We start from the raw sequence: 21699 nt of genomic DNA, 5'->3' as shown, positions 1-21699 counted from the left end.
TTCCCGAGCCGGGTGAGGTCCTCGGCTCCGACCACGGGCGCCGGCTCTCGCCGCGCCGGTCTGCAGGGGCGTCGACGGTACGGAAGACCGGCGGGGCCAGGTCACCGCGCGCGCTGTGTGGTGAGCAGGGCCGCGTCGTCGTCGAGACGGCCCCCGGTGTGCCGCAGCAGGTCGTCGACCAGACTGAGCACCAGCTCCTTGGCCGTGGACTCGGCATCCATCAGGGCGAGCCGCTCGGCCAGCGGGTAGAAGGTGCCGGTGCGGTCGCGGGCTTCGATGACCCCGTCGGTGTAGAGCAGCAGGGTCTCGCCTTCGACGAAGGCATGGCGTTCCACCACCCACGCGTCGGGTGTGAGGCTTCCCAGGCCCAGCGGAGGGGCGGGCCGGCCGGCTTTCAGAGCCCTTGCCTGCCCGCTGCGCAGTACGTAGGGGGGAGGGTGCCCGCAGGAGAGCACGGCCAGGTCCTCTCCGTCGTCGGGGATGTCGACCAGCAGTGCGGTGGCGAAGTCCTCCGCGGCCCCCGTCTCCGTGTTGTGCCAGGCCAGCGCGGCGTCCAAGTGGGCGGCGAGGTCGGTGAGGGAGAGGTTGAGGTGGGCTGCGGCCCGGAAGGCACCCAGGACCAGAGCGGTGTCGTCCATGGCCTCCAGGCCCTTGCCCCGGACGTCGCCGATGAGGAGGCGGGTGCCGCCGGCGCATCGGACGGCCCCGTAGAAGTCACCGCCGACACGTGACTCCTCGCCCGCGGCCCGGTACACCGTCGCCAGCCGCAGAGACCCCATGCGCTCCGGCGGCGGTCGCAACAGCACCCGGCCGGCGGCGTCCGCCACTGACCGTACCCGCACCAACTCCGCCTCCCGCCGCTGCCGGCTCCGGCTGTAGAAGACCAGCGCGACGGAGATGAGGGCCAGCGCCCCCGCCTGCACCCCGGTCCCCGGTGCGTCCAGATCCTCGCGGATCGCTCCGAGCGCCAGCTGGCAGGCGACAGCCACCGCTGCCACCGCGGCGGTCAGACCCGGCCCGGTCAGCGACGCGGTGAGAGCCGGTGCCACCACCAGCAGAGGCCCGAGGTGGACGAAAGGAGGGACCAGCACATCGGTCAGCACGATGGCGAAGATCAGCGCCAGGGGAAGCAGTACGAGTGCCCCGGCAGGACGCCGGGGGCTCAGGAGGCGGGCAGTACGGTCCCGGTAGGCCATGCCCTATCGGTACACCAGGCGCCGGCTCCGTCCCGCATATGACGCGACACCCATCGAGGCCCCGTCGCCGTCACCGACCTGACCGGCCGACCCCGGGAAAGCGGCCGGCCGGGGCGGGCCCCGCCCGAGCAAGCCGGCTCAGGCCGCGGTCGTGCTAGAAGCGCCCTTCCGTTGCACTTCTCGGCCACCTCCGCCCGGTGGCCGGTGCTCGGTGCCCGGGGTGCAGTGCGGTGTCGGTGGGGGCGAACCCGCTGCCGGAAGGGTCAACGGCGAGCCAGGCGGCGGGTGGAGCCGGACCCGTAGTCCAGGCCGTAGTGCGCGAAGAGTTCCGGTTCCTGCTCGGCGAGCAGTTCGCCGTCGGTGTCGATCGCCGGCGCGCCTTTCACCGTCTGCTTGGACCAGGCCACTTTGACGTAGGCGGGCGCGACGACCGCCCCGTCCAGCGGGACGAACGTGATACGCCTGCGGGTGAGAAGGCCGGTGGTGACGGCGGCGAAGGTGGGACGGTCCGTGGCGGTGTCCACGTACACGGACTCCAGGGTGCCGATCCTGCTGCCCTCGGCGTCGACGACATCGTGGTCCCGCCAGTCACGGATGTTCTCTGCTTCGAGCATGGCCCTCCTCGCCGAGACGGTGCCTCCACCTGGCGTGTGCCCACGACCACTCCGGACATGGCGGTGCCTGGACGCAGGGTGAGGGCGGTCGCCGGCCCGGTCAGGAGGTGCCGGTGGCGACCAGTTCGACTTCGAAGCCGTCGGCATTCACCAGGTACCCGGCGTAGGTGTCCTCACCGCCGGCATGGGGGTGGCGGTCGGGAAAGAGCAGGTCCCAACCGTGCCGTCGGGCTCGGGTGACGAGTGCGTCGACCGTGCCCGGCTCGCCGACGTGGAAGGCGAGGTGGTTCAGGCCCGGCCGGCACCGGTCGTGCTCCTGGGCAGTGAGGGCCGGGGAGCGTTCGACGACGAGGTAGGTAGCGCCGAGGCGCCAGCTACGCCCACCCTCCCAACTCTGGAACGGGGTGTACCCCAGGCTCTCCAGCAGCCAGCCGAAGGAGCCGACGGCCCGGTCGAGGTCGGGCACCCAGATCTCGACGTGGTGGAGCGTTCCCCTGGCCGTTCCCGACATCTTCCACCCCTTGAGCCCGGTCCCGCACGATGATGCCCCGAGGCTTGCCCGGCACGCATGCACCACTTGGCAGGCAGACCGGGCCGGCCCGAGTGCCCGCGTGGAGCCCGCCGGTGAGGGTGGCCGGCCCCGCCGAGCGTTCACCGGAGACTACGCCCTCCGCGGGTACAGCCGCCCAGCCACCCTGAAAGTCCTCCTCACCACGCTGCCGGCTCCCCGTTGCCGCGGACGGCGCCCGTCCGGCTCGTGCCCTCGTCCTGCTGTTCGGGCACTGCTGCACCGACTCCGGCCGTGCCGGGCTTGCCGTGCGCGTCGGAGGAGGGAGGGCGCCTTGCCGTGCGCGCGGACCGATGAGTTCACGCCACAATCGGTCGCGGGTTGACGGTCGGAAGGGGACAGGATGTCCGAGGGGTTCAAGCGTCGTGCGCAGAGCCGGCTGGGGGAGGGAGCTGCGCTGAAGGAGGACATCCTGCGGGCTGCGGCGCGGCTGCTGATGGAGTCCGGCCGGGAAGGGGACCTGTCGTTGCGAGCGATCGCACGGGAGGTGGGCATCTCCGCCCCCAGCATCTACCTGCATTTCCAGGACCGCGCGGAGCTGGTGCAGGAGCTGACCCGGCGGGCTTTCGCCAGACTCGCCGACGAGTTGCGGGACGCCTGGGAACAGGGGGAGGGGACGGAGAAGGAACGAACACAGGTACCGGAGCAGGCGCGGGGGCAGCAGCACGGACCGGAGGCGGCGCTGCGGGCCATGGCGCACCGCTACTGCCACTTCGCCCTGGACAACCCGAAGATCTACCGGTTGATGTTCGGTATCCAGCGCATCGAGGTCCCCCGTGAACAAGCTTCCTCGCACCCCCTGTGGCTGGTGTACGAGAGGTGGGCCGAAGCGGTTGCCGCCTGCCGAGTGGGTCGCGGCAGCGAGGCGGACGACGAGCGGGTGGCCAAGCTGCTGTGGTCCGCCCTGCACGGCCTCGTGGCGATGGCGATGGCGGTGCCGTTCCCTGTGAGCCGCCGTCAGATGGTGCAGTCGGCCGACGACTACCTGGAACTCGCACTGTCCAGATAGAGCCTTCCCTGGCCTCCATATGGTTGCCATAGGCACCTAACGCTGTTAGGAAATGACGGACGGGAACCGTTCCCCATGGAGGCACACATGACACAGGCGCAGGCGGACACCGCAGTGAAAGTGCCCGAGCACCCCAGTCCCCGGGCAGCCGGCTGTCCTTTCGACCCGCCTCCCGCCCTCCAGGCCCTGCAAGCCGACGCCCCTGTGTCCCGGGTGCGGATATGGGACGGCTCCACCCCGTGGTTGATCACGCGTCATGACCACGTGCGTGCCCTGCTCGGCGACCCGCGCATCAGCTCCGACGCCACCCAGCCGGGATTCCCGCACCGCAGCGCCGGCGGGAAGGCCAACGACGTCAGCCGGCGCACGTTCCTGACCATGGACGACCCGGAGCATGCGCGTCAGCGCCGGATGGTCACCGCTCCCTTCGCGGTCAAGAAGATGGAGGCCCTCCGCCCGTCGATCCAGAAGATCGTCGACGACCTGATCGACGCGATGCTCGCCGGTCCCAAGCCGGTGGACCTGGTGGAGGCGCTGGCGCTGCCGGTACCGAGCCTGGTCATCTGCGAACTCCTGGGTGTTCCGTACGCCGACCACGACCTGTTCCAGCGCAACACCCGGGTCATCGTCCGTCGTCACAGCACTGCTGAGGAAGTGGTCGCCGCAAGCGATGAGTTGACCGACTACCTCGACCGTCTGCTGACCACCAAACTCGCCCGCCCCGGCGAGGACCTGCTCTCCACGCTGGCCACCGAACGGGTGGCCACCGGGCAGATGTCACAGCGCGAGGCGGCCCAGATGGGTGTCCTCCTGCTCGGCGCGGGTCACGAGACCACCGCCAACATGATCGCGCTGGGCACCCTCGCTCTGCTGCAGAACCCCGACCAACTCGCGCTGCTGCGTGAGAGCGAGGACCCGAAGGTGGTCGCCTCCGCGGTGGAGGAACTGCTGCGCTACCTGAACATCACCCATTCCGGCCGCCGCCGGGTGGCGCTGGAGGACATCGAGATCGACGGCCGGACCATCCGCGCCGGCGACGGGGTGATCTTCGCCAACGACATCGCCAACCGCGACCCGGAGGCCTTCCCCGAGCCTGACCGGCTCGACCTCACCCGCGACGCCCGCCGCCACGTCGCCTTCGGCTTCGGCGTGCACCAGTGCCTGGGCCAACCCCTGGCCCGCGTGGAACTCCAGGTCGTCTACAGCACCCTGTACAAGCGCATCCCCACCCTGGCTCTGGCCACCGACCTCGACCGGATCGAGTTCAAGCACGACGGCATCGTCTACGGCGTCTACGAACTGCCCGTCACCTGGTAACCGGCGCCCTGCTCACGAGAAACGAGAAGTCCATGCGTGTGGAAGTCGACCAGCCCAAGTGCGTCGCCTCCGGGCAGTGTGTCCTGGTGGCCCCCGAGGTCTTCGACCAGGACGACGACGGCATCGTCGTGCTGCTCACCGACCAGCCCGGGTCCGAACACCACGACGGGACCCGCGAGGCGGCAGCGATCTGCCCGGCTGCCGCGATCCGGCTGCAGGAGAGCTGACCGCGACTCGCAACCCGCCACGGCGAGCCCCACGGGTACCCGGCGCCGGCCGGCCCGAGCGGCCACGAGCCGCGCCGGGCCCGCACGGCTCGAACCCCCGCCCACGGCTCGGACCCGTCGTCCGGCCGCGGGCGGGGGTGTGTCGTGCTCGTGGTCCGGACCGGTGCAGCGCGCTGCCGCATGTCGCTGCCACCGCGCACAGCGCCGCCCGAGCAGTGAAGCGGTCGGACCCCCAGCCCCGCGCGGTCCTCCGGCGGACCGTTCAGGCTCCCAGGTGGCCCCACACCGTGTCCGCCGCACGATGCACCGCCTGTCGTGCCGCCTCGACGGGGTCGACGGTCTCGAAGCCGTGGTGGGCCTCCGGCAGGTCGACGAGGTCCACCACGGCTCCGCAGTCCGCGGCGGCCTCCAGGAACTCCTTCACCGTCGCTGCGATCTCCGGGCTCTCCCGCCCCACCCGGGTCAGCACGAAGGGCAACCGCCCCGCCCGGTGCACCGCCGCCGCGGGCCGGAACCGCGAGACGTCCAGCCCCCAGCCCGGCAGAGGCGCCAGGATCGGGTAGGAAGCCGCCACGCACCGCAGCCAGGGCGGTGGCGCCGCCAGCCAGTCCGCGGACAGCAGCCCACCACCGGAGAAGAACCACAGTGCGATCCGGTCGGCGTCCACGCGTGGATCGGCGCGGACGAGGTCTACCGCCTCCGCCACGTTCGCAGCAGCGTGCTCGTAGTGGGCCGGCGAGTGCAGCTCGTGGTCGACAGTCACCCCGACGACCCCGCGGCTCGCCGCGTACCGACCGTAACCGGTGAAGACCGGCCAGTCCCGGGGTGTCGGCTGGGCTTTGGGCGGAAGCGGTCCGCCGTGGACGAACACCACCGCGGGGCGTGGTGTGTCGGCTTCGGGCAGATGGAGGTCGACCCGGCCCCTGCGCTCCCTGGGCCGCTCGGGCACCTCCAGCGGGAACGGACGCAGGTGCGGTGGGTCTTCACGGACCGAGTCCGCCACCCGGTGGCCCTCTCCCGCGGCGGCCCGCACCAGCACACCGGCCAGTTCCGCGGGGGCGGAGAGCATCGGCCAGTGACCGGTGTCGAGTTCCAGGAGGGTCCAGCGGGGCTCGGTGAGGACCTGCAGGCGTGGGTCGCCGAAGCTCACCGACATCTCGACCAGCGCGATGCTCTCCCCGTCGCCGGTGCACAGCAAGCCCGTCACCGGCAGCCGTTCCGCCGCTCCCGAGAGCCGCAACGGCCGGGTGAGCGTGGCCGGTGGCTGCGGCGCCCCCCGGCGGACCAGCATGGCCAGCGCCTCCTCGGACAGGCCGGCCGTACTGCCCCTGCGGCGCCAGCCGTCGAGTTCCGGCGCCGTGACGGACCGTCCGTCACCCTCCCCGGTGCCGCGCGACAGCCCGTCCCGCACCGCCTCGTCAGTGACCAGGCTGAGGGCGGTGTCGCCGTCACGCGGTGGCATGCCCGCGCCCAGGGAGACGATCCGGGCCACCCGGTCCGGACGCCGGTCGGCGGCACCGAGGACCGGGAAGAGGCCGTATCCGTGCCCGACCAGCACCGCATCGGACCCGGACAGGGAGTCCAGCACCCGCAGCAGGTCCCCGATGTGCGTCTCCAGGTCCGCGTCCCCGCCTGCCCTCCCGTCCTCCCCCATTCCGGTGAGCGTGACCGCATGGGCCTGCGCTCCTGACTCGCGCAACGCCTGCACCACTTCGTCCCACACCCAGCCGCCGGTGTGCAGGTCCGGCACCAGCACGAACACCGTCATGCCCTCACCCCTGTGTCCTTGAGTCCCCGTCCGCTTCCGTCCACGGCGTGCGCACGGCCGGGCTCACCGGCGGTGCGCGGTGCCCGTACCGTAGGAACTCCCCCTGAGGGAGGTTCAAGGGTGACGGACGACGACATGTGGACCATCGGTGAACTCGCCGCACGGGCAAGAGTCACCGTCAAGACCGTCCGCTTCTACTCCGACCGGGGGCTGCTGCCGGAGGCGTCCCGCAGCGCGGGCGGACACCGCCGCTACGACGCGGACGCGCTGGAGCGCCTCCGCCTGATCCGCTCCCTGCGCGCCCTGGACCTGCCGGTACCCGAGGTCGGCCGGGCGCTGGACGGGGACGCGCTGGCAGAGGTCCTCGCCGGGCAACTCCGCGAGGTGTCAGGTACGTTGACAGCGCTCCGCTGGCGGGAGGCGGCCCTCCGGCTGGTGGCCGACTGCCCGCCCGGCGAACGCGCCGAACGACTGCTCCTCGTCGGCTCGGTGCCCGCCCCGCCCGACACCGAAGCCCTCGCACGGTTCTGGCGGGGCTGGCTGCCGCCGGGCCTCCCGGCGCCGCTGCTCACCGCGATCCTGGAGCAGTCCGTGCCGCAGCCGCCCGCGGATCCCACCACGGACCAGACGCTCGCCTTCGCCCGGCTGCACGTCCTGGTGCGCGACGCGCGTCCCGGCAAGGCCGCCTCCCAACCCCTCGTGCACCGCCGCGACGGCGGGTACGACCCCGCTGTCCTCTACGGCGGCCTCGTCGAGGCCTACGCGCTGGCGGCGCCCCGGTTGCGGGCCGGGCGCGAGCCGTTCGCCGGAGAGGCCCTGGACTGCTTCGTCTCCGCGTACGCGACCGCCCGCGGAGTACGGGACACTCCCGCCTTCCGCAGCGGGCTGGCCGGTCTGCTCGTCGCGGAGCCGCGCATCGACGTCTACTGGCGGCTGACGGAGCAGCTCACAGGCTCCGCGGAACCCACCCCCGGCGCCCTCCACGACTGGCTGCTGGCCGCCCTCCGGGCCGACCTGGCGGGCGAGGGGCGGGGCCTGCCGTGCACTGCACCAATCGGCCCGGACGAGAGGTGGGCGCAGACCACCACGGAGTGAGGCCGGCCCGCTCGCGGCTCGCCCGGGCCGACAGCCGCTCCGTCGCGGCCGCTCCAGCCCGCGAACCGCTGCCCCAGTGCGGCGGCCCGTGACCCACACGGGCATCGTCTCAGCCCGTCACACGGCTCCCAGCCGACTCCGGTCCCTGCGCGCCTCGACTCCGACCGGCCGCCGCGCATGCCCGGCCCTGCGGCTGCGCCCGTCTTTCTGCGCCCGCGCTCGCGTCCGGTTCCCGTCCCTGGGTCCCATGGCCGGGGCCGGTGCCGGCCACCCGAATGTGCCGTGCCGGGCGCAGCCGTCATGCCCCTTCCCCGCCTGACCTGACGCGCTCTCAATTGCACTGCCGAGCTGGGTTGAACGCGTTCAAAAACAGGTCTACATTCTCCTCAGACAGCGTTTTGAACGCGTTCAAGAAGGGGTGGGGACATGGACCTCACGGTCATCGCGTACGTCATCTATCTGCTGGTCAGCATCGGGCTGACGGTCTGGGTCGCGCAGACCCTCAGTCGCAGCGGGCGGATCTTCCTCGCCGACGTGCTGCACGGCAACGGGCAGCTCGCCGACGCCGTCAACCACCTGCTGGTGGTGGGCTTCTACCTCGTCAATTTGGGCTTCGTCGCGCTCTACCTGAGCCAGGACACCGGGATCAGCACCGCGCGCGAAGTCTTCGAGGCCCTGTCCGCCAAGCTCGGTGTCGTGCTGCTCGTGCTCGGGATCATGCACCTGGGCAACGTGTACGTACTGAACAGGATCCGGCGGCGGGGGGCTCTGGAGCGCGAGCAGGTGCCGCCGGTGGCGCCCACGGGCCGGATCGAGCCCACCACCGGGGTGTGACCGTTGACCGGCGCATCCGCCGCCCCGGGCCGGGACGCCTCACAGGTCCCGGCCCTCGGGCTCACCGTCGTCCATGACCCCGGCTCTTCCGTGTGCACCTTCCTGCGCGGTCGGCTCGGCGCACAGGCGCAACTCGTCCCCGTCCGGTTCGTCCCTGCCGGTTCACCGGAGGCCGTGCACCGTTTCCCGACTCTCGGCCAGGCGGCCGCTCCGGCCGAGATCACGGTGGTGGGCGACGGGGGGCAGGTCTACCAGGGGGACGCCGCCTGGGTCGCCGTCCTCTGGGCGCTGCGAGGGCACCGCGCGCTGGCCCACCGGCTCAGCACCCCGGCGCGTGCGCCCCTGGCCAGGGCAGCCGTGCTCGCCGCCGTGAAGGGGCGGGAGACCCCCTCGGGGACCCCACGGGGGAGAGGCGGCGTCCATGAGGGGATCGGCGGCTGGCGGTACGACCGCCGCTCAGGGTGGAGCTACGCACCCCCCGCCCGCGACAGCGACGTCCGCCGCCCCACACCCGATCGTTAAGCTCGTCCCCGTGCCAGATCCGAAAGACGACCCCGACACCGGCCCCTCCGGAACAGGCGGGGAGGGGCACCCGCAGGCCCCCGCGAAGAGCGAGCAGACCCGCGCCCTGATACTGGAGACCGCGCTGCGGCTGTTCCAGGAGCGGGGGTACGACAAGACGACGATGCGGGCCATCGCCCAGGAGGCGGGGGTCTCCGTCGGCAACGCGTACTATTACTTCGCCGGCAAGGAGCACCTGATCACGGGCTTCTACGACCGGCTGGCCGCCGAACACCGGGTGGCCGTACGGGAGGTGCTGGATCGCGAGACCGACCTCGAGGCCAGGTTCGGCGGGGTGCTGCGGACCTGGCTGGACGTCGCCCGGCCGTACCACGAGTTCGCCGTGCAGTTCTTCAAGAACGCCGCTGACCCCGACAGTCCGCTCAGCCCCTTCTCCCCGGAGTCGGAGCACGCGCGCACGGAGGCCATCAGCGTCCACCGCGAAGTGCTGGCCGGGGCGAAGTCGAAGGTGCCGAGCGAACTCCGGGACGCCCTGCCCGAGTTGATGTGGCTCTCGCAGATGGGGCTGGTCCTGTACTGGATCTTCGACCGCACGGAGGGCCGCGAGCGAAGCTACCGGCTTGCCGCGCGCGGAGCGCGGCTCACCGCGCGCGGCGTCGCACTGGCCCGCTTCCGGGTGCTGCGGCCTCTGGTGCACGACGTCCACGGCCTGTTCACGGAGTTCCTGCCGGGGATGACCAGAACGCTGCCCGACCCGGCGCGGCGGAAGAGCTCCTGAGCTGAGGCCGGCGCGGCAGGTGCGGACGGTGCCTCACCGGTGGGGACGCGGTGAGCTCGGTGCCCGAGGCCGCGCCGGAACAGGGAGACCGCGCTCTGGCCCGGTCGCCTGCGGCAGCTGCGAAGGCACGCCGAGGGCAGGGCGGATGCGGGCTTCAGCACACCGGGTGACCGGCCAGGAACGGGCGGAGGAGACCGGGCAGGGCGTCGGGACGGTGCAGCGGGATGATGTGCCCGCAGTCTTCGAGGAGAGGGCCGGTGAGGCCGTCGGTGACCGGACGTAGCCGGCGCTCCAGCCCGCCCCTGTGAGCTCCCCCGGGTGGTGTGAGGCGCCACCCGGGGAGGCGCTGCCCCTGAACATCACCTCAACTCGCCCTATAGCCGGTCAAATCCGAGCGTGGCGGGGTGTCGACCTCTTGACATCCCGATTGGTCTGAACCATCTTCACGGCAGGAACGGTGGCCACCGTCACAGCGCAGTGCCGTCCGGCGACACCCCGCTTTCACGACCCGGAGACAGCCATGTTCCGTGCCCTATCCCAGTCCCTTCCCACCCGTCACAGACGCTGGTTCACCCCGGTGCTGGCGGCCCTGGCCGCTGCGGCGCTCGCCACCGTCACGGCGCCCGGTACCGCCACCGCGGCCGCCCAGGCCGACGTCAACGTCGCCCGCAACGCCGGTTACGAGTCCGGCCTGAGCGGCTGGACCTGTTCGTCCGGCAGTGGGACCACCGTCAGCAGCCCGGTGCACGGCGGCGGCCTCGCCCTGAAAGGAACACCGGCCGGTTCCGACAACGCCCAGTGCTCCCAGCTGGTGACGGTGAAGCCGAACTCCACCTACCGGCTCTCCGAATGGGTCCAGGGCTCCTACGTCTACCTCGGGGCCTCCGGGACCGGGACCACCGACGTCTCGACGTGGACCGCCGGCACCTCCGGCTACCAGCAGCTGTCCACCAGCTTCACCACCGGGCCGAACACCACGTCGGTCACGGTCTACACGCACGGCTGGTACGGGCAGCCCGCCTACTACGCCGACGACATCAGCGTCCTCGGCCCGGACGGCGGGGGCGGCAGTGACCCCGGCCCCACCGTCCCGGCCGCCCCGACGGGACTCGGGGTCGGCACGGTGACGTCCTCGTCGGTGGCGCTGTCCTGGACCGCGGTGAGCGGGGCGACGAGCTACACCGTCTACCAGAACGGTACGAAGGTCCAGACGGCGTCCGGTGCCTCCGCCACGGTCGCAGGACTCGCCGCCGCCACGGCCTACCAGTTCCAGGTGACGGCGAGCAACGCGGCAGGCGAGTCACCCAAGTCCGCCGCGGTGAAGGCCACGACGGCCCCGGGCGGCGGCGACGGCGGCACCCACCCCAGCGTCCCCAAGCACGCGGTGACGGGGTACTGGCAGAACTTCAACAACGGCGCGGCGGTCCAGAGGATCAGCGACGTCCCCAGCCAGTACGACATCATCGCGGTAGCCTTCGCCGACGCCACGACGACGCCGGGCGCCGTCACCTTCAACCTCGACTCCGCCGGCCTGGGCGGCTACACCGTCGATCAGTTCAAGGCGGACATCAAGGCGAAACAGGCCGCAGGCAAGTCCGTGGTGATCTCGGTGGGCGGGCAGAACGGCACGGTCTCGGTCTCCGACACGACATCGGCCTCCAACTTCGCCAACAGCGTCTACTCGCTGATGCAGACCTACGGCTTCGACGGCGTCGACATCGACCTGGAGAACGGACTCAACGCCACCTACATGTCCCAGGCGCTGCGCACCCTTTCCCAGAAGGCCGGCGGCAAGGCCGTGATCACCATGGCTCCCCAGACCATCGACATGCAGTCCACCTCGGGCTCGTACTTCCAGACGGCGCTGAACATCAAGGACATCCTCACTGTCGTCAACATGCAGTACTACAACAGCGGTTCGATGCTGGGCTGTGACGGCAAGGTGTACTCGCAGGGATCGGTGGACTTCCTCACCGCGCTCGCCTGCATCCAACTCCAGGGTGGACTCGACCCCTCGCAGGTGGGCCTCGGGCTGCCCGCCTCGACAAGCGGCGCCGGCAGCGGCTACGTCTCACCGACGGTCGTCAACAACGCACTCGACTGCCTGACCAGGGGCACGGGCTGCGGTGCGTTCAAACCGGCCAAGACCTACCCGGCGCTGCGCGGGGCGATGACCTGGTCCACCAACTGGGACGCCTCCTCCGGGAACGCCTGGTCCAACACGGTCGGGCCGCACGTCCACGCCCTCCCGTAGGTACGCACTGTGGTGCACCTCCTCCCGGGAGCGGGATCGGCGCGGCTGTGTGTTCACGGCCGTGCCGATCGGCTGTGCCACGCCCTCCCGGTAGGGGGACGCAGCGCGCGGCTGCGGGAAGTCTCGCAGCCGCACGTGGCGCGTGGTGCGCGCCGGTGGCGGGCGGAGGTGGTCCAGCCCCCGCCGACGGGGCCGGCGAGGCCTCAGATCATGAGCAGCAGCCGCGTGTGGGGCACCAGCTTCCGGTTCACGCTCGTGCTCTGCACGAAGATGGTGAAGTCGTCGTTGTGGTCCGGCTTGACGCGGACCTCCGAATCCGGCAGGCCGAGCAGGGTGCGGGCCTCCGGGCCCGTGTACACCCGGTCCGTCTTCTTCTCCAGTACCGCGATCTGCTTCCGCGCCTGAATCTTCTCCGACTTACTCAGCTGGTAGAAAGCACATCCGGTACGGAAAGTGTGGCCGCATTCGATGACCCATTCCCGGATCGCCGCGTCGCGAGCCACCGGTATCAGCTGGTACTGGGACGGACCGAGCGGGGTGAGGCCGGCTGCCTTGATGGTGCCCTCGTTGACGGCCTCGGCGCCCGTGGAGAAAACCGCCCGCGATCCCCGGATACCCCGGGCGCGACCCACCATGAAGTTCTCCGTCGCCTGTTTGATGACCTGACCGGCCTCCTCCAGGCCCTGCGTGCTCGTGGCGTCCCAGATGGCGATGTTGTCCTTCGGGAAACCGCACTGCATGGCTTCGCGTTTGCCCATCTGGTCCGGCACCAGCACGGCCAGCGTCCAGTTGTCCTCCTGCGTCGCGCTCATCCTGGCCACCGCCTGCACCAGTTCCCGCGGGTCCCTGGCGGGCGCGTCCGGGGAGCGGTGACTTGCGTTCTCCTGCCCGTCGGTCAGGACGAAGGTCAGGAAGCTGTGGTCCCCGTAGAGCTGCGCCGTCTGCGCCAGCTCCTGCTGTGACTTCAGCGTGGCCGCCAGCAGCGCCGTCATTCCGCCCACCCGGTACAGCTGCTTCAAGGACGGCATCCGCAACACGTCCTTGTCGTAGATGACGCATTCCACCTTGTCCGCGAAGACGTACACCGTGACGCGGGTTTCCTGGTCCAGTTCCTTGGACCGGCGGGCCAGATAGGCAATCTGTTGGTCGGCGACCTCGACGACCTTGTGGCTCAGGTGTGACATGGACGAGCTGGCATCCAGCACAAGAGCGACGTGATTGATGTAGTTCTGGTTCCCGGACATGAGTCCTCCCCCTTCTCCGTCTTGATGTACTCACCTTCCCACCCACCACTGACAATCGAGGGTGAGCACCGGGTCGGATGCCGCAGCGGAACGCCCGGGACGCGAATGGGGACGAGCCGTCCGGGCTGCCGGCGCGGCCCGGACGGAGTTCCGCCGTGCGCCGGGCGGCGCTCGACTTCCAGCCGGACGCCAGGGGCCCGGAACCACTCCGTCAGCGGGGAAGGTGACGCCCTCCCTCGCTCTCTCCTGCCGTACGCCTGCGCCACGCGAGGCCGCCCCCACCCCCGTGCCGGCCGCGCCGGAGGCGCGAGAAGACGGCGAAGGCCCGCGCGATGACGACCGCGGCGGAGGCGAGGGCGCCGACGGCCGCGAGGACGACGAGGGCCGGCCAGGCGTAGGCGACCTGGGTCAGGGTTCCCACGCGGTTCATCAACAGACCCATCAACGTGGCGAGTTGACTGAGGAAGAGTATCGGGAGGGCCTGCGGCAGGACCCGCAACAGTCCACGCCACCATGGTCGCGCCGCCACCCGCCGCGCCCACCGGCGTGCACGCAGTACTCCGAGGAGACCCAGACACGCCGAGAGGAGGGTGAGGGCCGCCAGGACCCGGTCGGCCGTCATCGAGAAGGGCTCGGCCACTTCCGCGGCACGTCCCCGGGCGAGTTCGACCAGCCCCTGCGTGATCTGCGGCGCGTCGTCGCCGGAGATCATGCCGGTGTCGGTGACCACCGCGATGCCGACCCCGGCGTCGGGCAGCAGGGTCGCCATCGAGTTGTGGGTCAGGAGCTCGCCGGTGTGCTGGATCTCCTCGAACCCGTCGTCCTGCCGGTCGTAGGACCAGCCCATCGCGTAGTCGGTGTCCCCGGGCACCTTCGGAGGGGTGTGCGTGAGTTCCATCGTCCGCGCACTCACGATGCGGTGGCCCTCGGCGGACAGCCCGTGGTCGTTCTGGGCGATCAGCCACCGGGAGAGGTCCTCCGCGGTGGTGACGACACCGTGGCCCCCCGCCGTGAACCAGAGGGGATGCGGCCGGCGCAGGGTCGTCCCGTAGGCGCGCACGTAACCCCGCGCCCGGTCGGGCATCTCGGCGGTGGTGTTCACGGAGGTGGTGTGCGTCATCCCCAGCGGTTCGAAGACGCCGGCGGACAGGCGAGCGGCGAAGGGCTGGCCACTGACCACCTCCACCAGGCGGGCCGCCACGAAGTAGTTGGGGTTGTGGTAGTGGTACTCGCTGCCCGGCGCCGCGGCGAGGTGGGCCCCGCGCATCGCGGCGACCGCCTCCTTCAGGGTGTGCGGCTGGGCCCGGGTCAGGTCGGGGTAGGCGGAGTCGGCCATACCCGAGGTCTGGGTCAGCAGCTGCCGGACCGTGATCCGCTCCGCTCGCCGGTCTGCCATGACGAACTCGGGCAGGTAGCGGTGCACGGGCCGGTCCAGGTCGACCCTGCCGGCCTCGACCAGCTGCATGACGGCCACTGCGGTCATGGCCTTCGACAGCGAGGCCACGGGCACCCGCGTCCGCGCCGTCATGGCCTGCCCGGCAGCGGTGTGCCCGTATCCGGCGGTGTGGACGACCCGGTTGCCCCTGGTCACCGCGACCACCGCCCCCGGCAGCCCGGTCGCTGCGACGTAGTCGTGGACGAAACGGTCGATCGAGGCCGGATCCAGGGTGCCGGCGGACGGCGCGGCGCAGGCGCCCGGTACGGCGAGCGCGACCGTGATGCCGAGCGCGGCCACCACGGCCCCTGCCCCACGCCCCGCACCCGCACGGAAGGTGAACGTCTTCATGGGGACCAGTGGACCCGCCCGCCCCGCCCGCGCGCACTGGCGTACGGGAGAGCACGAAGGTAGTGCCCGCACTACCGTGCGAAGTCCCTCGGCTCACTAGGGTCGAACGGTGCGATATCGAACCGCCTGGCAGGCGCTCGGACAGAACCCGCTGAAGGTGCTCCGTTCCAGTTGGCCCTGGCGGTCCCTGGCCTATCTGCTCTCCGGGGTCGCCTTCGGCTCCGTCACCACCGCGGTCCTCGTCCTCGCCCTGGCCGCCGGCATCGTCTCGCTGGTGCTGCTGGTGGGAGCGGCGGTCCTGCTCGGTGTGGCGTTGTCCGGGGTCGCCGTCACCCGCTTCGAACGGTGGCGCCTGCGCCTGGTGGACCTGGACCCGGTGCCGGACCCGCACCGTTGCCCCGACCGCTCCGGTCCCCTCGCCTGGCTGCGGACCCGGCTGCGGGAGCCGGCGACCTGGCGCGAACTGGGGTTCACCGCGGTCTCGGCGACCGCCCTGTGGTGGATGGACCTCCTCGTCCTCGGCTTCGCCCTCGTCGTACCCGTGCTGGTGATGACGTCCCCCCTCGACGACCCGGGCGCCTGGCCGCTCGCGGTCGTCGGCCTTCTCCTCCTCGCCGCCGCGCCGTACACCATCACCGCGTGGGCCGGCGCCAGGGCCGCGGTGACCCGTCTGATGCTGACGCCGCGGGACAGCGAACTGGGGCGGGAGCTCACCGATGTGCGGGCCTCCAGGGCGCGGCTGGTCGACGCCTTCGACGCTGAACGGCGACGCATCGAACGGGATCTGCACGACGGGGCCCAGCAGCGGCTGGTCTCGCTCAACATGCTCCTGGGCCAGGCCCGCCTCGACACTCCCTCGGACTCCCGGTTGGCGGCGCAGCTCGCCGACGCACAGGACCAGGTCACGCTCGTCGTCGAGGAGTTGCGGGAGCTCAGCCGTGGTGTCCACCCCAAGGCCCTCACCGACCAGGGCCTTGCCGCCGCGGTGGGGAACCTGGCGGCGCGCTCGGCCCTGCCGGTCGCCGTCGACATCCGCCTCTCGCACCGTATGGCGGTGCCCGTGGAGACCACGGCGTACTTCGTCGTCGCCGAGGCTCTGGCCAACGCCACCAAACACAGTGAGGCGACCCGCGTGGAGGTGCATGCCCGCCTGCACCACGACGTCCTCACCCTCTCCGTCAGCGACGACGGCACCGGGGGAGCGTCCCCGCAGACGGGTACCGGACTGGTCGGGCTGGCCGACCGCGTCGCCGCCGCGGAGGGCAGACTGCGGCTGTCCAGCCCGCCGGGCGGGCCCACCCTCCTCCACGTGGAGCTGCCGTGCCGCTGACCGTGATCGTCGCCGAGGACTCCGCACTCATGCGGGACGGCCTGGTCGGCGTGCTCACCCGCTTCGGCCACCAGGTGCTCGCCGCGGTCGGCGACGCGGACGCCCTGGTCACCGCGGTGCGTGCGCACCGCCCCGACATCGTGGTCACCGACGTCCGCATGCCACCGGGGAAGGCCGACGACGGCCTGCGCGCCGCCATCACCCTCCGCAGGGAGCACCCCGCCCTGCCCGTCCTGGTGCTGAGCCAGTACATCGAGCAGTCCTACGCCGCCCACCTCCCCGACCTGGGAAGCGACGCCGGCGTCGGCTACCTCCTCAAGGACCGCGTCAGCGCCGTCAGCGAGTTCGTCGACGCGGTGACCCGGGTGGCACGGGGCGCGACGGTCGTGGACCCCGAGGTGGTCGGCCAACTCCTCAACCGCCGCCGCGACCCGTTGCAACGCCTCACCCCGCGCGAGCGTCAGGTCCTCGCGCTGATGGCCGAGGGGCACAACAACGCGGCCATCGCCCGCGTGTTGCACGTCACCGAGGCCGCGGTGAACAAGCACGTCGGCAACATCCTGCAGAAACTCGAACTCCACCTGGACGGCCGGGGACACCGCCGCGTCCTGGCAGTCCTCACCTACCTGCGGGCCTGACCCACCCCACCCGGGAGTGGAGGCAGCAGGGCACGGACTGCGGTGGGGGCGGCGCGGAAGGCCCACACCGCAGCAGAGCCGGGCCGCCCTCCCGTCCCTGCGCAGTGCCCCTGTGTGCGGCGCCCCCGAGCCCGGCCCCCGCTCGCCGCACGGCCGGCCGGGGGGAGCCGCGTCCGGCCACGTCACCGGGCGCCGCCGTGCCCAGCCGGTGACGGCACCGCCTCCCGTGCCGATAATGGGCGGTGACGGGAGCGACGAGGAAGTCGGGAGCGTCATGACCCCCAGCACCGAACTGCGCAGGCGCCGGGCCGCCCTGGAGGACGCGTGGGCACGAGCGGTGCCCGGCGCGAAGGTCCCCCCGCCGGAGCCCCCACGCATCGTGCGGACCACGGTGGCGGACTCCTGGCGACGCTCCTTCGGGCAGGTCGACCCGGAACGGGCCAGCGCGCCCAGCCACACCGGCGGGCCGGTGGACCGCCGGTGGTGCGACTCACCGCTGCGCAGGCCGGTGGAGACGATCGCCGCCGAGTTGCACAGCGTCGCCGAGGACGCGGGCTTCGTGGCCGCCGTCACCGACTCGACCGGCACCATCCTGTGGACCTGCGGCGGGCGCGTCATGCGGCGGGCCGCCGAACACGTCAACTTCGCGCCGGGAGGCCGCTGGGACGAGAGCGCGATGGGCACCAACGCCCTCTCGCTGGCCCTGCGGACCGGTCTGCCGCACACCGTGTTCTCCGCCGAGCACCTGGTCGCCGCACTGCACGGATGGGTCTGCTACTGCGCACCGCTGACCGCGCCGGACGGCCAGGTCCTCGGGGTGCTGGACCTGTCCACCACCTGGGACCGTTCGCACCCGCTGGCGATGTCCACCGTGCGTGGCCTCGCCCGCGCCGTCGAGGTGGGCCTGGCAGGCGACCTCCCGCCCCGGCCACCCCGGTCGTCCGCCCCGCAGGGCGCGGTCAGCCTGACCTGCCTGGGCGAGCCGAGGGTGACACGGGAGGGCGTGCCCTTGCGGATACCGCCCCGCCAACTGGAGATCCTCACCCTGCTCGCGCTCCGGCCGCGCGGCTACCCACCCGAGGAGCTCCGCGACGCCCTGTACGGCGAACGTCCCGTCAGCACCTCGACCTTCAAAGCGGAGGTGTCACGTCTGCGGCAGAGCCTCGGCGGCCTGCTCACCACCCGCAGCTACCGCCTGTCGCACCCGATCGCCTGTGACGCGACCCGGTTGCTCGACGCCCTGCGGTGCGGCGACGTCGCCACCGCCGTCCGCCTCGGGCGAGGCCCCCTGCTGCCGCGCTCCGACGCGCCCGGTGTCAGGGAGTGGCGTGACCACCTGGCGGTGGCCCTCCAGGAGGCGGTGCTGCAGAGCGGGACCGCCGACGACGCGGTGGCGTACGGGGAGCGCTTCCCCGACAGCTGCGCCGTCCACCGCAGGGCACTCGACCTGCTCGGCCCCCGCGACCCCCGGCGCGCCCTGGTGCTGGCCCGCTTGGCGGGCTGCGCCTCGTAGCGGGCCGCGGCACGGCCGGCGCCAACCTTTCACCAACCTCCGGACGGCACCCTGCCGAGCGGCCGGGCGGCACCGGACGCCCCCGGCTTCGTGAGCTGCGAGGAGGAACGATGGTCTACGCCAAGCCGGGTGACGAGGGCAGCGTCGTCAGCTACGCCGACCAGTACGAGAACTTCATCGGCGGCTCCTGGGTCGCTCCCGTCCAGGGCCGCTACCTCGACAACCCGTCGCCGGTGGACGGCCGGACCTTCTGCCGGGTGGCCCGCTCCACCGCGGAGGATGTGGAACTCGCGCTGGACGCGGCGCACCGGGCCGCGGACCGGTGGGGGAGCACACCGGCGGCTCAGAGGTCCCTGGTCCTGCACCGCATCGCCGACCGCATCGAGGAGAACCTGGAGCGGCTGGCGGTCGCCGAGACCTGGGAGAACGGCAAACCGGTCCGGGAGACGCTGGCCGCCGACCTGCCACTGGCCGTCGACCACTTCCGGTACTTCGCCGGCGCTCTGCGTGCACAGGAGGGCTCCCTCTCGCAGATCGACGAGGACACCGTGGCCTACCACTTCGCCGAACCGCTCGGCGTGGTCGGACAGATCATCCCCTGGAACTTCCCGCTGCTGATGGCCACCTGGAAGCTTGCGCCGGCGCTCGCGGCGGGCAACTGCGTCGTGATCAAACCGGCCGAGCAGACCCCGGCCAGCATCATGCTGCTCATCGACCTGATCGCCGACCTGCTGCCCGACGGCGTGGTGAACGTCGTCAACGGCTTCGGCACCGAGGCGGGCAAGCCGCTCGCGTCCAGCCCGCGGGTGGCGAAGGTGGCCTTCACGGGGGAGACCACCACCGGGCGGCTGATCATGCAGTACGCCAGCGAGAACATCATCCCCGTCACGCTGGAACTGGGAGGCAAGAGCCCCAACGTCTTCCTGCCCGACGTGACGGCGGCGGACGACGACTTCCTGGACAAGGCGGTCGAGGGGTTCGTGATGTTCGCCCTCAACCAGGGCGAGGTGTGCACCTGCCCCTCCCGTGCCCTGATCCACAGCTCGATCTACGAGGAGTTCATGGCCCGCTGCGTGGCCCGCACCCGCGCCATCACCGGCGGCAACCCGCTGGACCCGGCGACCATGATCGGGGCGCAGGCGAGCAACGACCAGTACGAGAAGATCCTCTCCTACATCGACATCGGCACCAAGGAGGGGGCGGAGGTCCTCACCGGCGGTGGCCCACGCACCGTCGAGGGCCTGGAGGACGGCTACTACGTGGAGCCGACCATCTTCCGGGGCACCAACGACATGCGCGTCTTCCAGGAGGAGATCTTCGGCCCGGTGGTCGCGGTCACCACCTACGACTCGGTGGACGAGGCGGTCCGCATCGCCAACGACACGCTGTACGGGCTGGGCGCGGGGGTCTGGACCCGGGACGGTTCCACCGCCTACCGGCTCGGCCGGGCGATCAAGGCCGGACGCGTCTGGACCAACTGCTACCACGCCTACCCGGCGCACGCGGCCTTCGGTGGATACAAGAAGTCCGGTATCGGCCGGGAGAACCACCTGCGCATGCTCGACCACTACCAGCAGACCAAGAACCTCCTGGTCAGCTACGCACCGAAAAAGCTCGGACTCTTCTGATGGCGTGTGTGGAGCGGGGCGAGCGGGTGGAGCGGGTCGCGCTGACCGGTGCCGCGCGGGAGCTGCTGCAGCGCCTCACGGCCCAGCACGGGCCCGTGATGTTCCACCAGTCCGGTGGTTGCTGCGACGGCAGTTCACCGATGTGCTACCCGCGGGGCGATTTCCGGGTCGGGAGCCGTGACGTGCTGCTCGGCCTGGTGTACGGCGGCACGCCGTTCTGGATGAGCTCCGACCAGTACACCTACTGGCGCCACACCCACCTGACCGTGGACGTGGTCCCGGGGCGGGGCTCCGGCTTCTCCCTGGAGGCGCCCGAAGGGGTCCGGTTCCTCCTCAGGTCGCGGCTGCTGACCGACCGGGAGGTCCGACTGCTTGAGAGGGAACCGCCCCTGCCGACGGGAGCGGACGTGGGGGAGGAGGGGTAGCTTCGAGCCGCCCGGCGGGGCGCGCGCCGTCCCCGCGCGTCCCGCCGGTGCTCGGGGACGGCCCGTCCGGCCTGCACGGACCAGGACCGGCGTTCCCGCCAATTGGGCTCGTTTTCCGGTCGTGTTCTTCGCATCCTGCGCAGCAAACGGGGGGCGGCCGCACATAGTTCACCCCTCACCTCTCTGTGATCCGATGGCCCCGTCGACCGTGCGGGCTGTCGGCGCTCACGGAGGAATCGTTGGAGGGGGTGGCGTGAGAAGTCCCGCGACGGAAACCAAGTCTGTCGAGGAGGCCTGCGGCAGTGACGGGCTGAGGCAGCGCGGAGGGGAACGGGCACAGGGAGGCCGCCGGCCCGCGGGGGGTGAGCGTCGCCGCGTGCACGCGCCGACGTACGCGTCGTGCCCGGCCTTCCGGGAGCGGGTATGAGCCGCGACATCAAGGTCGAGCCGATCAAGTCACGCCACCTGGACGCACTCCTGGCGCTGTGTCGCGAGCACGCGGCCTACGAGAAGGCGGACTTCCGTGAGAACGGCCAGGTCGAGCGCTGGCGCTCGGCGCTGTTCGCGGAGCCGGCGACGCTGCACGGTTGGATGGCGACCGCGGGCCGGGAACCCTGCGGTTTCATGACCGTCACCGTCGACTACGCCACCTGGAGCGCCCAACCCTTCGCCCACATGGACTGCCTCTACCTCCGCGAGCCGTATCGCGGGATGGGGCTGGGCCGCGTCTTCCTGGAGCGGCTGAGGGAGTTCGCCCTGGCCCGTGGTTGCGGTTGGGCCGAGTGGCAGACTCCCACGGACAACGCGCTCGGCGTCGGCTTCTACCAGCGCATGGGCGCCACAGCGAAGGCGAAGTTCCGTTACCACTACGACGTCGGCGGACGAGACGTCTCATGACCGCGCTGACGACCGGGATGCCCGCTGATCCCCGGCGGCAACCGGACCCGGACGGC

Annotated in this window: 20 protein-coding genes and 1 pseudogene; 14 read left to right on the top strand and 7 right to left on the bottom strand. The window is 71.6% G+C overall.

From position 1 onward, the window contains the following. Nucleotides 1-101: 101 nt before the first annotated feature. The 3 genes from ACFV3R_RS11970 to ACFV3R_RS11960 all read right to left on the bottom strand — a co-directional run bounded on the left by ACFV3R_RS11970 (nucleotide 102) and on the right by ACFV3R_RS11960 (nucleotide 2321). The gene (locus ACFV3R_RS11970; protein WP_385579605.1) at nucleotides 102-1196 is read right to left on the bottom strand and encodes a PP2C family protein-serine/threonine phosphatase; all 1095 of its coding nucleotides are present in this window, start codon (nucleotides 1194-1196) and stop codon (nucleotides 102-104) included. 263 nt (nucleotides 1197-1459) lie between these two features. Further along, entirely contained in the window at nucleotides 1460-1810 is a 351-nt protein-coding gene (locus ACFV3R_RS11965; RefSeq protein ID WP_385579602.1) for a PRC-barrel domain-containing protein, read from the bottom strand. A gap of 100 nt (nucleotides 1811-1910) precedes the next feature. Beyond that, entirely contained in the window at nucleotides 1911-2321 is a 411-nt protein-coding gene (locus tag ACFV3R_RS11960) for a VOC family protein (protein ID WP_385579599.1), read from the bottom strand. A gap of 400 nt (nucleotides 2322-2721) precedes the next feature. On the opposite strand from ACFV3R_RS11960, the gene ACFV3R_RS11955 reads away from it, so the two are divergent. From ACFV3R_RS11955 to ACFV3R_RS11945, 3 genes are all read left to right on the top strand, one after another. After that, the gene (locus ACFV3R_RS11955) at nucleotides 2722-3387 is read left to right on the top strand and encodes a TetR/AcrR family transcriptional regulator (protein WP_385579596.1); all 666 of its coding nucleotides are present in this window, start codon (nucleotides 2722-2724) and stop codon (nucleotides 3385-3387) included. 87 nt (nucleotides 3388-3474) lie between these two features. After that, entirely contained in the window at nucleotides 3475-4704 is a 1230-nt protein-coding gene (locus ACFV3R_RS11950; RefSeq protein ID WP_385579593.1) for a cytochrome P450, read from the top strand. Nucleotides 4705-4736: 32 nt separating this feature from the next. Next, complete coding sequence (locus ACFV3R_RS11945) at nucleotides 4737-4931, top strand: ferredoxin (protein ID WP_385579590.1); 195 nt, start codon at nucleotides 4737-4739, stop codon at nucleotides 4929-4931. A 262-nt stretch (nucleotides 4932-5193) separates the two neighbouring features. Here the strand turns inward: ACFV3R_RS11945 and ACFV3R_RS11940 are convergent, their stop codons facing one another. Further along, nucleotides 5194-6699, bottom strand: coding sequence for an alpha/beta fold hydrolase (locus ACFV3R_RS11940; RefSeq protein WP_385579587.1), 1506 nt, complete (start codon nucleotides 6697-6699; stop codon nucleotides 5194-5196). A gap of 135 nt (nucleotides 6700-6834) precedes the next feature. On the opposite strand from ACFV3R_RS11940, the gene ACFV3R_RS11935 reads away from it, so the two are divergent. The 4 genes from ACFV3R_RS11935 to ACFV3R_RS11920 all read left to right on the top strand — a co-directional run bounded on the left by ACFV3R_RS11935 (nucleotide 6835) and on the right by ACFV3R_RS11920 (nucleotide 9928). Continuing rightward, complete coding sequence (locus tag ACFV3R_RS11935; protein ID WP_385579921.1) at nucleotides 6835-7794, top strand: MerR family transcriptional regulator; 960 nt, start codon at nucleotides 6835-6837, stop codon at nucleotides 7792-7794. Nucleotides 7795-8220: 426 nt separating this feature from the next. Then, nucleotides 8221-8628 carry a hypothetical protein gene (locus tag ACFV3R_RS11930; protein WP_385579583.1) on the top strand — a complete coding sequence of 136 codons (408 nt, stop codon included), beginning with the start codon at nucleotides 8221-8223 and terminating at the stop codon, nucleotides 8626-8628. 3 nt (nucleotides 8629-8631) lie between these two features. Further along, complete coding sequence (locus tag ACFV3R_RS11925) at nucleotides 8632-9150, top strand: DUF393 domain-containing protein (RefSeq protein WP_385579580.1); 519 nt, start codon at nucleotides 8632-8634, stop codon at nucleotides 9148-9150. A 10-nt stretch (nucleotides 9151-9160) separates the two neighbouring features. Then, nucleotides 9161-9928 carry a TetR/AcrR family transcriptional regulator gene (locus ACFV3R_RS11920; RefSeq protein ID WP_385579577.1) on the top strand — a complete coding sequence of 256 codons (768 nt, stop codon included), beginning with the start codon at nucleotides 9161-9163 and terminating at the stop codon, nucleotides 9926-9928. 154 nt (nucleotides 9929-10082) lie between these two features. On the opposite strand, the pseudogene ACFV3R_RS11915 reads toward ACFV3R_RS11920, so the two are convergent. Next, a pseudogene (locus tag ACFV3R_RS11915) lies at nucleotides 10083-10265 on the bottom strand (alpha/beta hydrolase); the annotation flags it as partial. Between the two features lie 183 nt (nucleotides 10266-10448). Between ACFV3R_RS11915 and ACFV3R_RS11910 the strand changes: the two are divergent. Further along, a complete protein-coding gene (locus tag ACFV3R_RS11910; protein WP_385579574.1) occupies nucleotides 10449-12182 on the top strand; it encodes a chitinase in 1734 nt (577 codons plus the stop codon). Nucleotides 12183-12385: 203 nt separating this feature from the next. Here ACFV3R_RS11910 and ACFV3R_RS11905 read toward each other — a convergent pair whose 3' ends face one another. Then, a complete protein-coding gene (locus tag ACFV3R_RS11905; protein ID WP_385579571.1) occupies nucleotides 12386-13426 on the bottom strand; it encodes a vWA domain-containing protein in 1041 nt (346 codons plus the stop codon). A gap of 211 nt (nucleotides 13427-13637) precedes the next feature. Then, the gene (locus ACFV3R_RS11900; RefSeq protein ID WP_385579568.1) at nucleotides 13638-15212 is read right to left on the bottom strand and encodes a serine hydrolase domain-containing protein; all 1575 of its coding nucleotides are present in this window, start codon (nucleotides 15210-15212) and stop codon (nucleotides 13638-13640) included. A gap of 109 nt (nucleotides 15213-15321) precedes the next feature. Between ACFV3R_RS11900 and ACFV3R_RS11895 the strand changes: the two genes are divergently transcribed. From ACFV3R_RS11895 to ACFV3R_RS11870, 6 genes are all read left to right on the top strand, one after another. Further along, entirely contained in the window at nucleotides 15322-16542 is a 1221-nt protein-coding gene (locus ACFV3R_RS11895) for a sensor histidine kinase (RefSeq protein WP_385579565.1), read from the top strand. After that, nucleotides 16533-17180, top strand: coding sequence for a response regulator (locus ACFV3R_RS11890; RefSeq protein ID WP_385579562.1), 648 nt, complete (start codon nucleotides 16533-16535; stop codon nucleotides 17178-17180). Before ACFV3R_RS11895 ends, ACFV3R_RS11890 begins: the two co-directional genes overlap by 10 nt. Before the next feature lie 274 nt (nucleotides 17181-17454). Then, nucleotides 17455-18693 carry a GAF domain-containing protein gene (locus tag ACFV3R_RS11885; RefSeq protein ID WP_385579558.1) on the top strand — a complete coding sequence of 413 codons (1239 nt, stop codon included), beginning with the start codon at nucleotides 17455-17457 and terminating at the stop codon, nucleotides 18691-18693. A 110-nt stretch (nucleotides 18694-18803) separates the two neighbouring features. Then, nucleotides 18804-20321: an aldehyde dehydrogenase family protein gene (locus tag ACFV3R_RS11880; protein ID WP_385579554.1), complete on the top strand. Its 1518-nt coding sequence runs from the start codon at nucleotides 18804-18806 to the stop codon at nucleotides 20319-20321. Continuing rightward, nucleotides 20321-20746, top strand: coding sequence for a DUF779 domain-containing protein (locus ACFV3R_RS11875; protein WP_385579551.1), 426 nt, complete (start codon nucleotides 20321-20323; stop codon nucleotides 20744-20746). Before ACFV3R_RS11880 ends, ACFV3R_RS11875 begins: the two co-directional genes overlap by 1 nt. A 423-nt stretch (nucleotides 20747-21169) precedes the next feature. Beyond that, nucleotides 21170-21643, top strand: coding sequence for a GNAT family N-acetyltransferase (locus tag ACFV3R_RS11870; protein ID WP_385579548.1), 474 nt, complete (start codon nucleotides 21170-21172; stop codon nucleotides 21641-21643). Nucleotides 21644-21699: the final 56 nt, after the last annotated feature.

Source organism: Streptomyces sp. NPDC059740 (assembly GCF_042733155.1).
In the GTDB taxonomy this organism is placed as follows: Bacteria; Actinomycetota; Actinomycetes; order Streptomycetales; family Streptomycetaceae; genus Streptomyces.
The sequence above is the reverse complement of the archived record's forward strand: the minus strand, read 5'-3'. Positions and strand labels throughout refer to the sequence as shown.

Coding starts and splice junctions, on each gene's coding strand:
- ACFV3R_RS11970 (WP_385579605.1), bottom strand. CDS start 1,196: ATGGCCTACCGGGACCGTACTGCCCGCCTCCTGAGCCCCCGGCGTCCT.
- ACFV3R_RS11965 (WP_385579602.1), bottom strand. CDS start 1,810: ATGCTCGAAGCAGAGAACATCCGTGACTGGCGGGACCACGATGTCGTC.
- ACFV3R_RS11960 (WP_385579599.1), bottom strand. CDS start 2,321: ATGTCGGGAACGGCCAGGGGAACGCTCCACCACGTCGAGATCTGGGTG.
- ACFV3R_RS11955 (WP_385579596.1), top strand. CDS start 2,722: ATGTCCGAGGGGTTCAAGCGTCGTGCGCAGAGCCGGCTGGGGGAGGGA.
- ACFV3R_RS11950 (WP_385579593.1), top strand. CDS start 3,475: ATGACACAGGCGCAGGCGGACACCGCAGTGAAAGTGCCCGAGCACCCC.
- ACFV3R_RS11945 (WP_385579590.1), top strand. CDS start 4,737: ATGCGTGTGGAAGTCGACCAGCCCAAGTGCGTCGCCTCCGGGCAGTGT.
- ACFV3R_RS11940 (WP_385579587.1), bottom strand. CDS start 6,699: ATGACGGTGTTCGTGCTGGTGCCGGACCTGCACACCGGCGGCTGGGTG.
- ACFV3R_RS11935 (WP_385579921.1), top strand. CDS start 6,835: ATGTGGACCATCGGTGAACTCGCCGCACGGGCAAGAGTCACCGTCAAG.
- ACFV3R_RS11930 (WP_385579583.1), top strand. CDS start 8,221: ATGGACCTCACGGTCATCGCGTACGTCATCTATCTGCTGGTCAGCATC.
- ACFV3R_RS11910 (WP_385579574.1), top strand. CDS start 10,449: ATGTTCCGTGCCCTATCCCAGTCCCTTCCCACCCGTCACAGACGCTGG.
- ACFV3R_RS11905 (WP_385579571.1), bottom strand. CDS start 13,426: ATGTCCGGGAACCAGAACTACATCAATCACGTCGCTCTTGTGCTGGAT.
- ACFV3R_RS11900 (WP_385579568.1), bottom strand. CDS start 15,212: ATGAAGACGTTCACCTTCCGTGCGGGTGCGGGGCGTGGGGCAGGGGCC.
- ACFV3R_RS11885 (WP_385579558.1), top strand. CDS start 17,455: ATGACCCCCAGCACCGAACTGCGCAGGCGCCGGGCCGCCCTGGAGGAC.
- ACFV3R_RS11880 (WP_385579554.1), top strand. CDS start 18,804: ATGGTCTACGCCAAGCCGGGTGACGAGGGCAGCGTCGTCAGCTACGCC.
- ACFV3R_RS11875 (WP_385579551.1), top strand. CDS start 20,321: ATGGCGTGTGTGGAGCGGGGCGAGCGGGTGGAGCGGGTCGCGCTGACC.
- ACFV3R_RS11870 (WP_385579548.1), top strand. CDS start 21,170: ATGAGCCGCGACATCAAGGTCGAGCCGATCAAGTCACGCCACCTGGAC.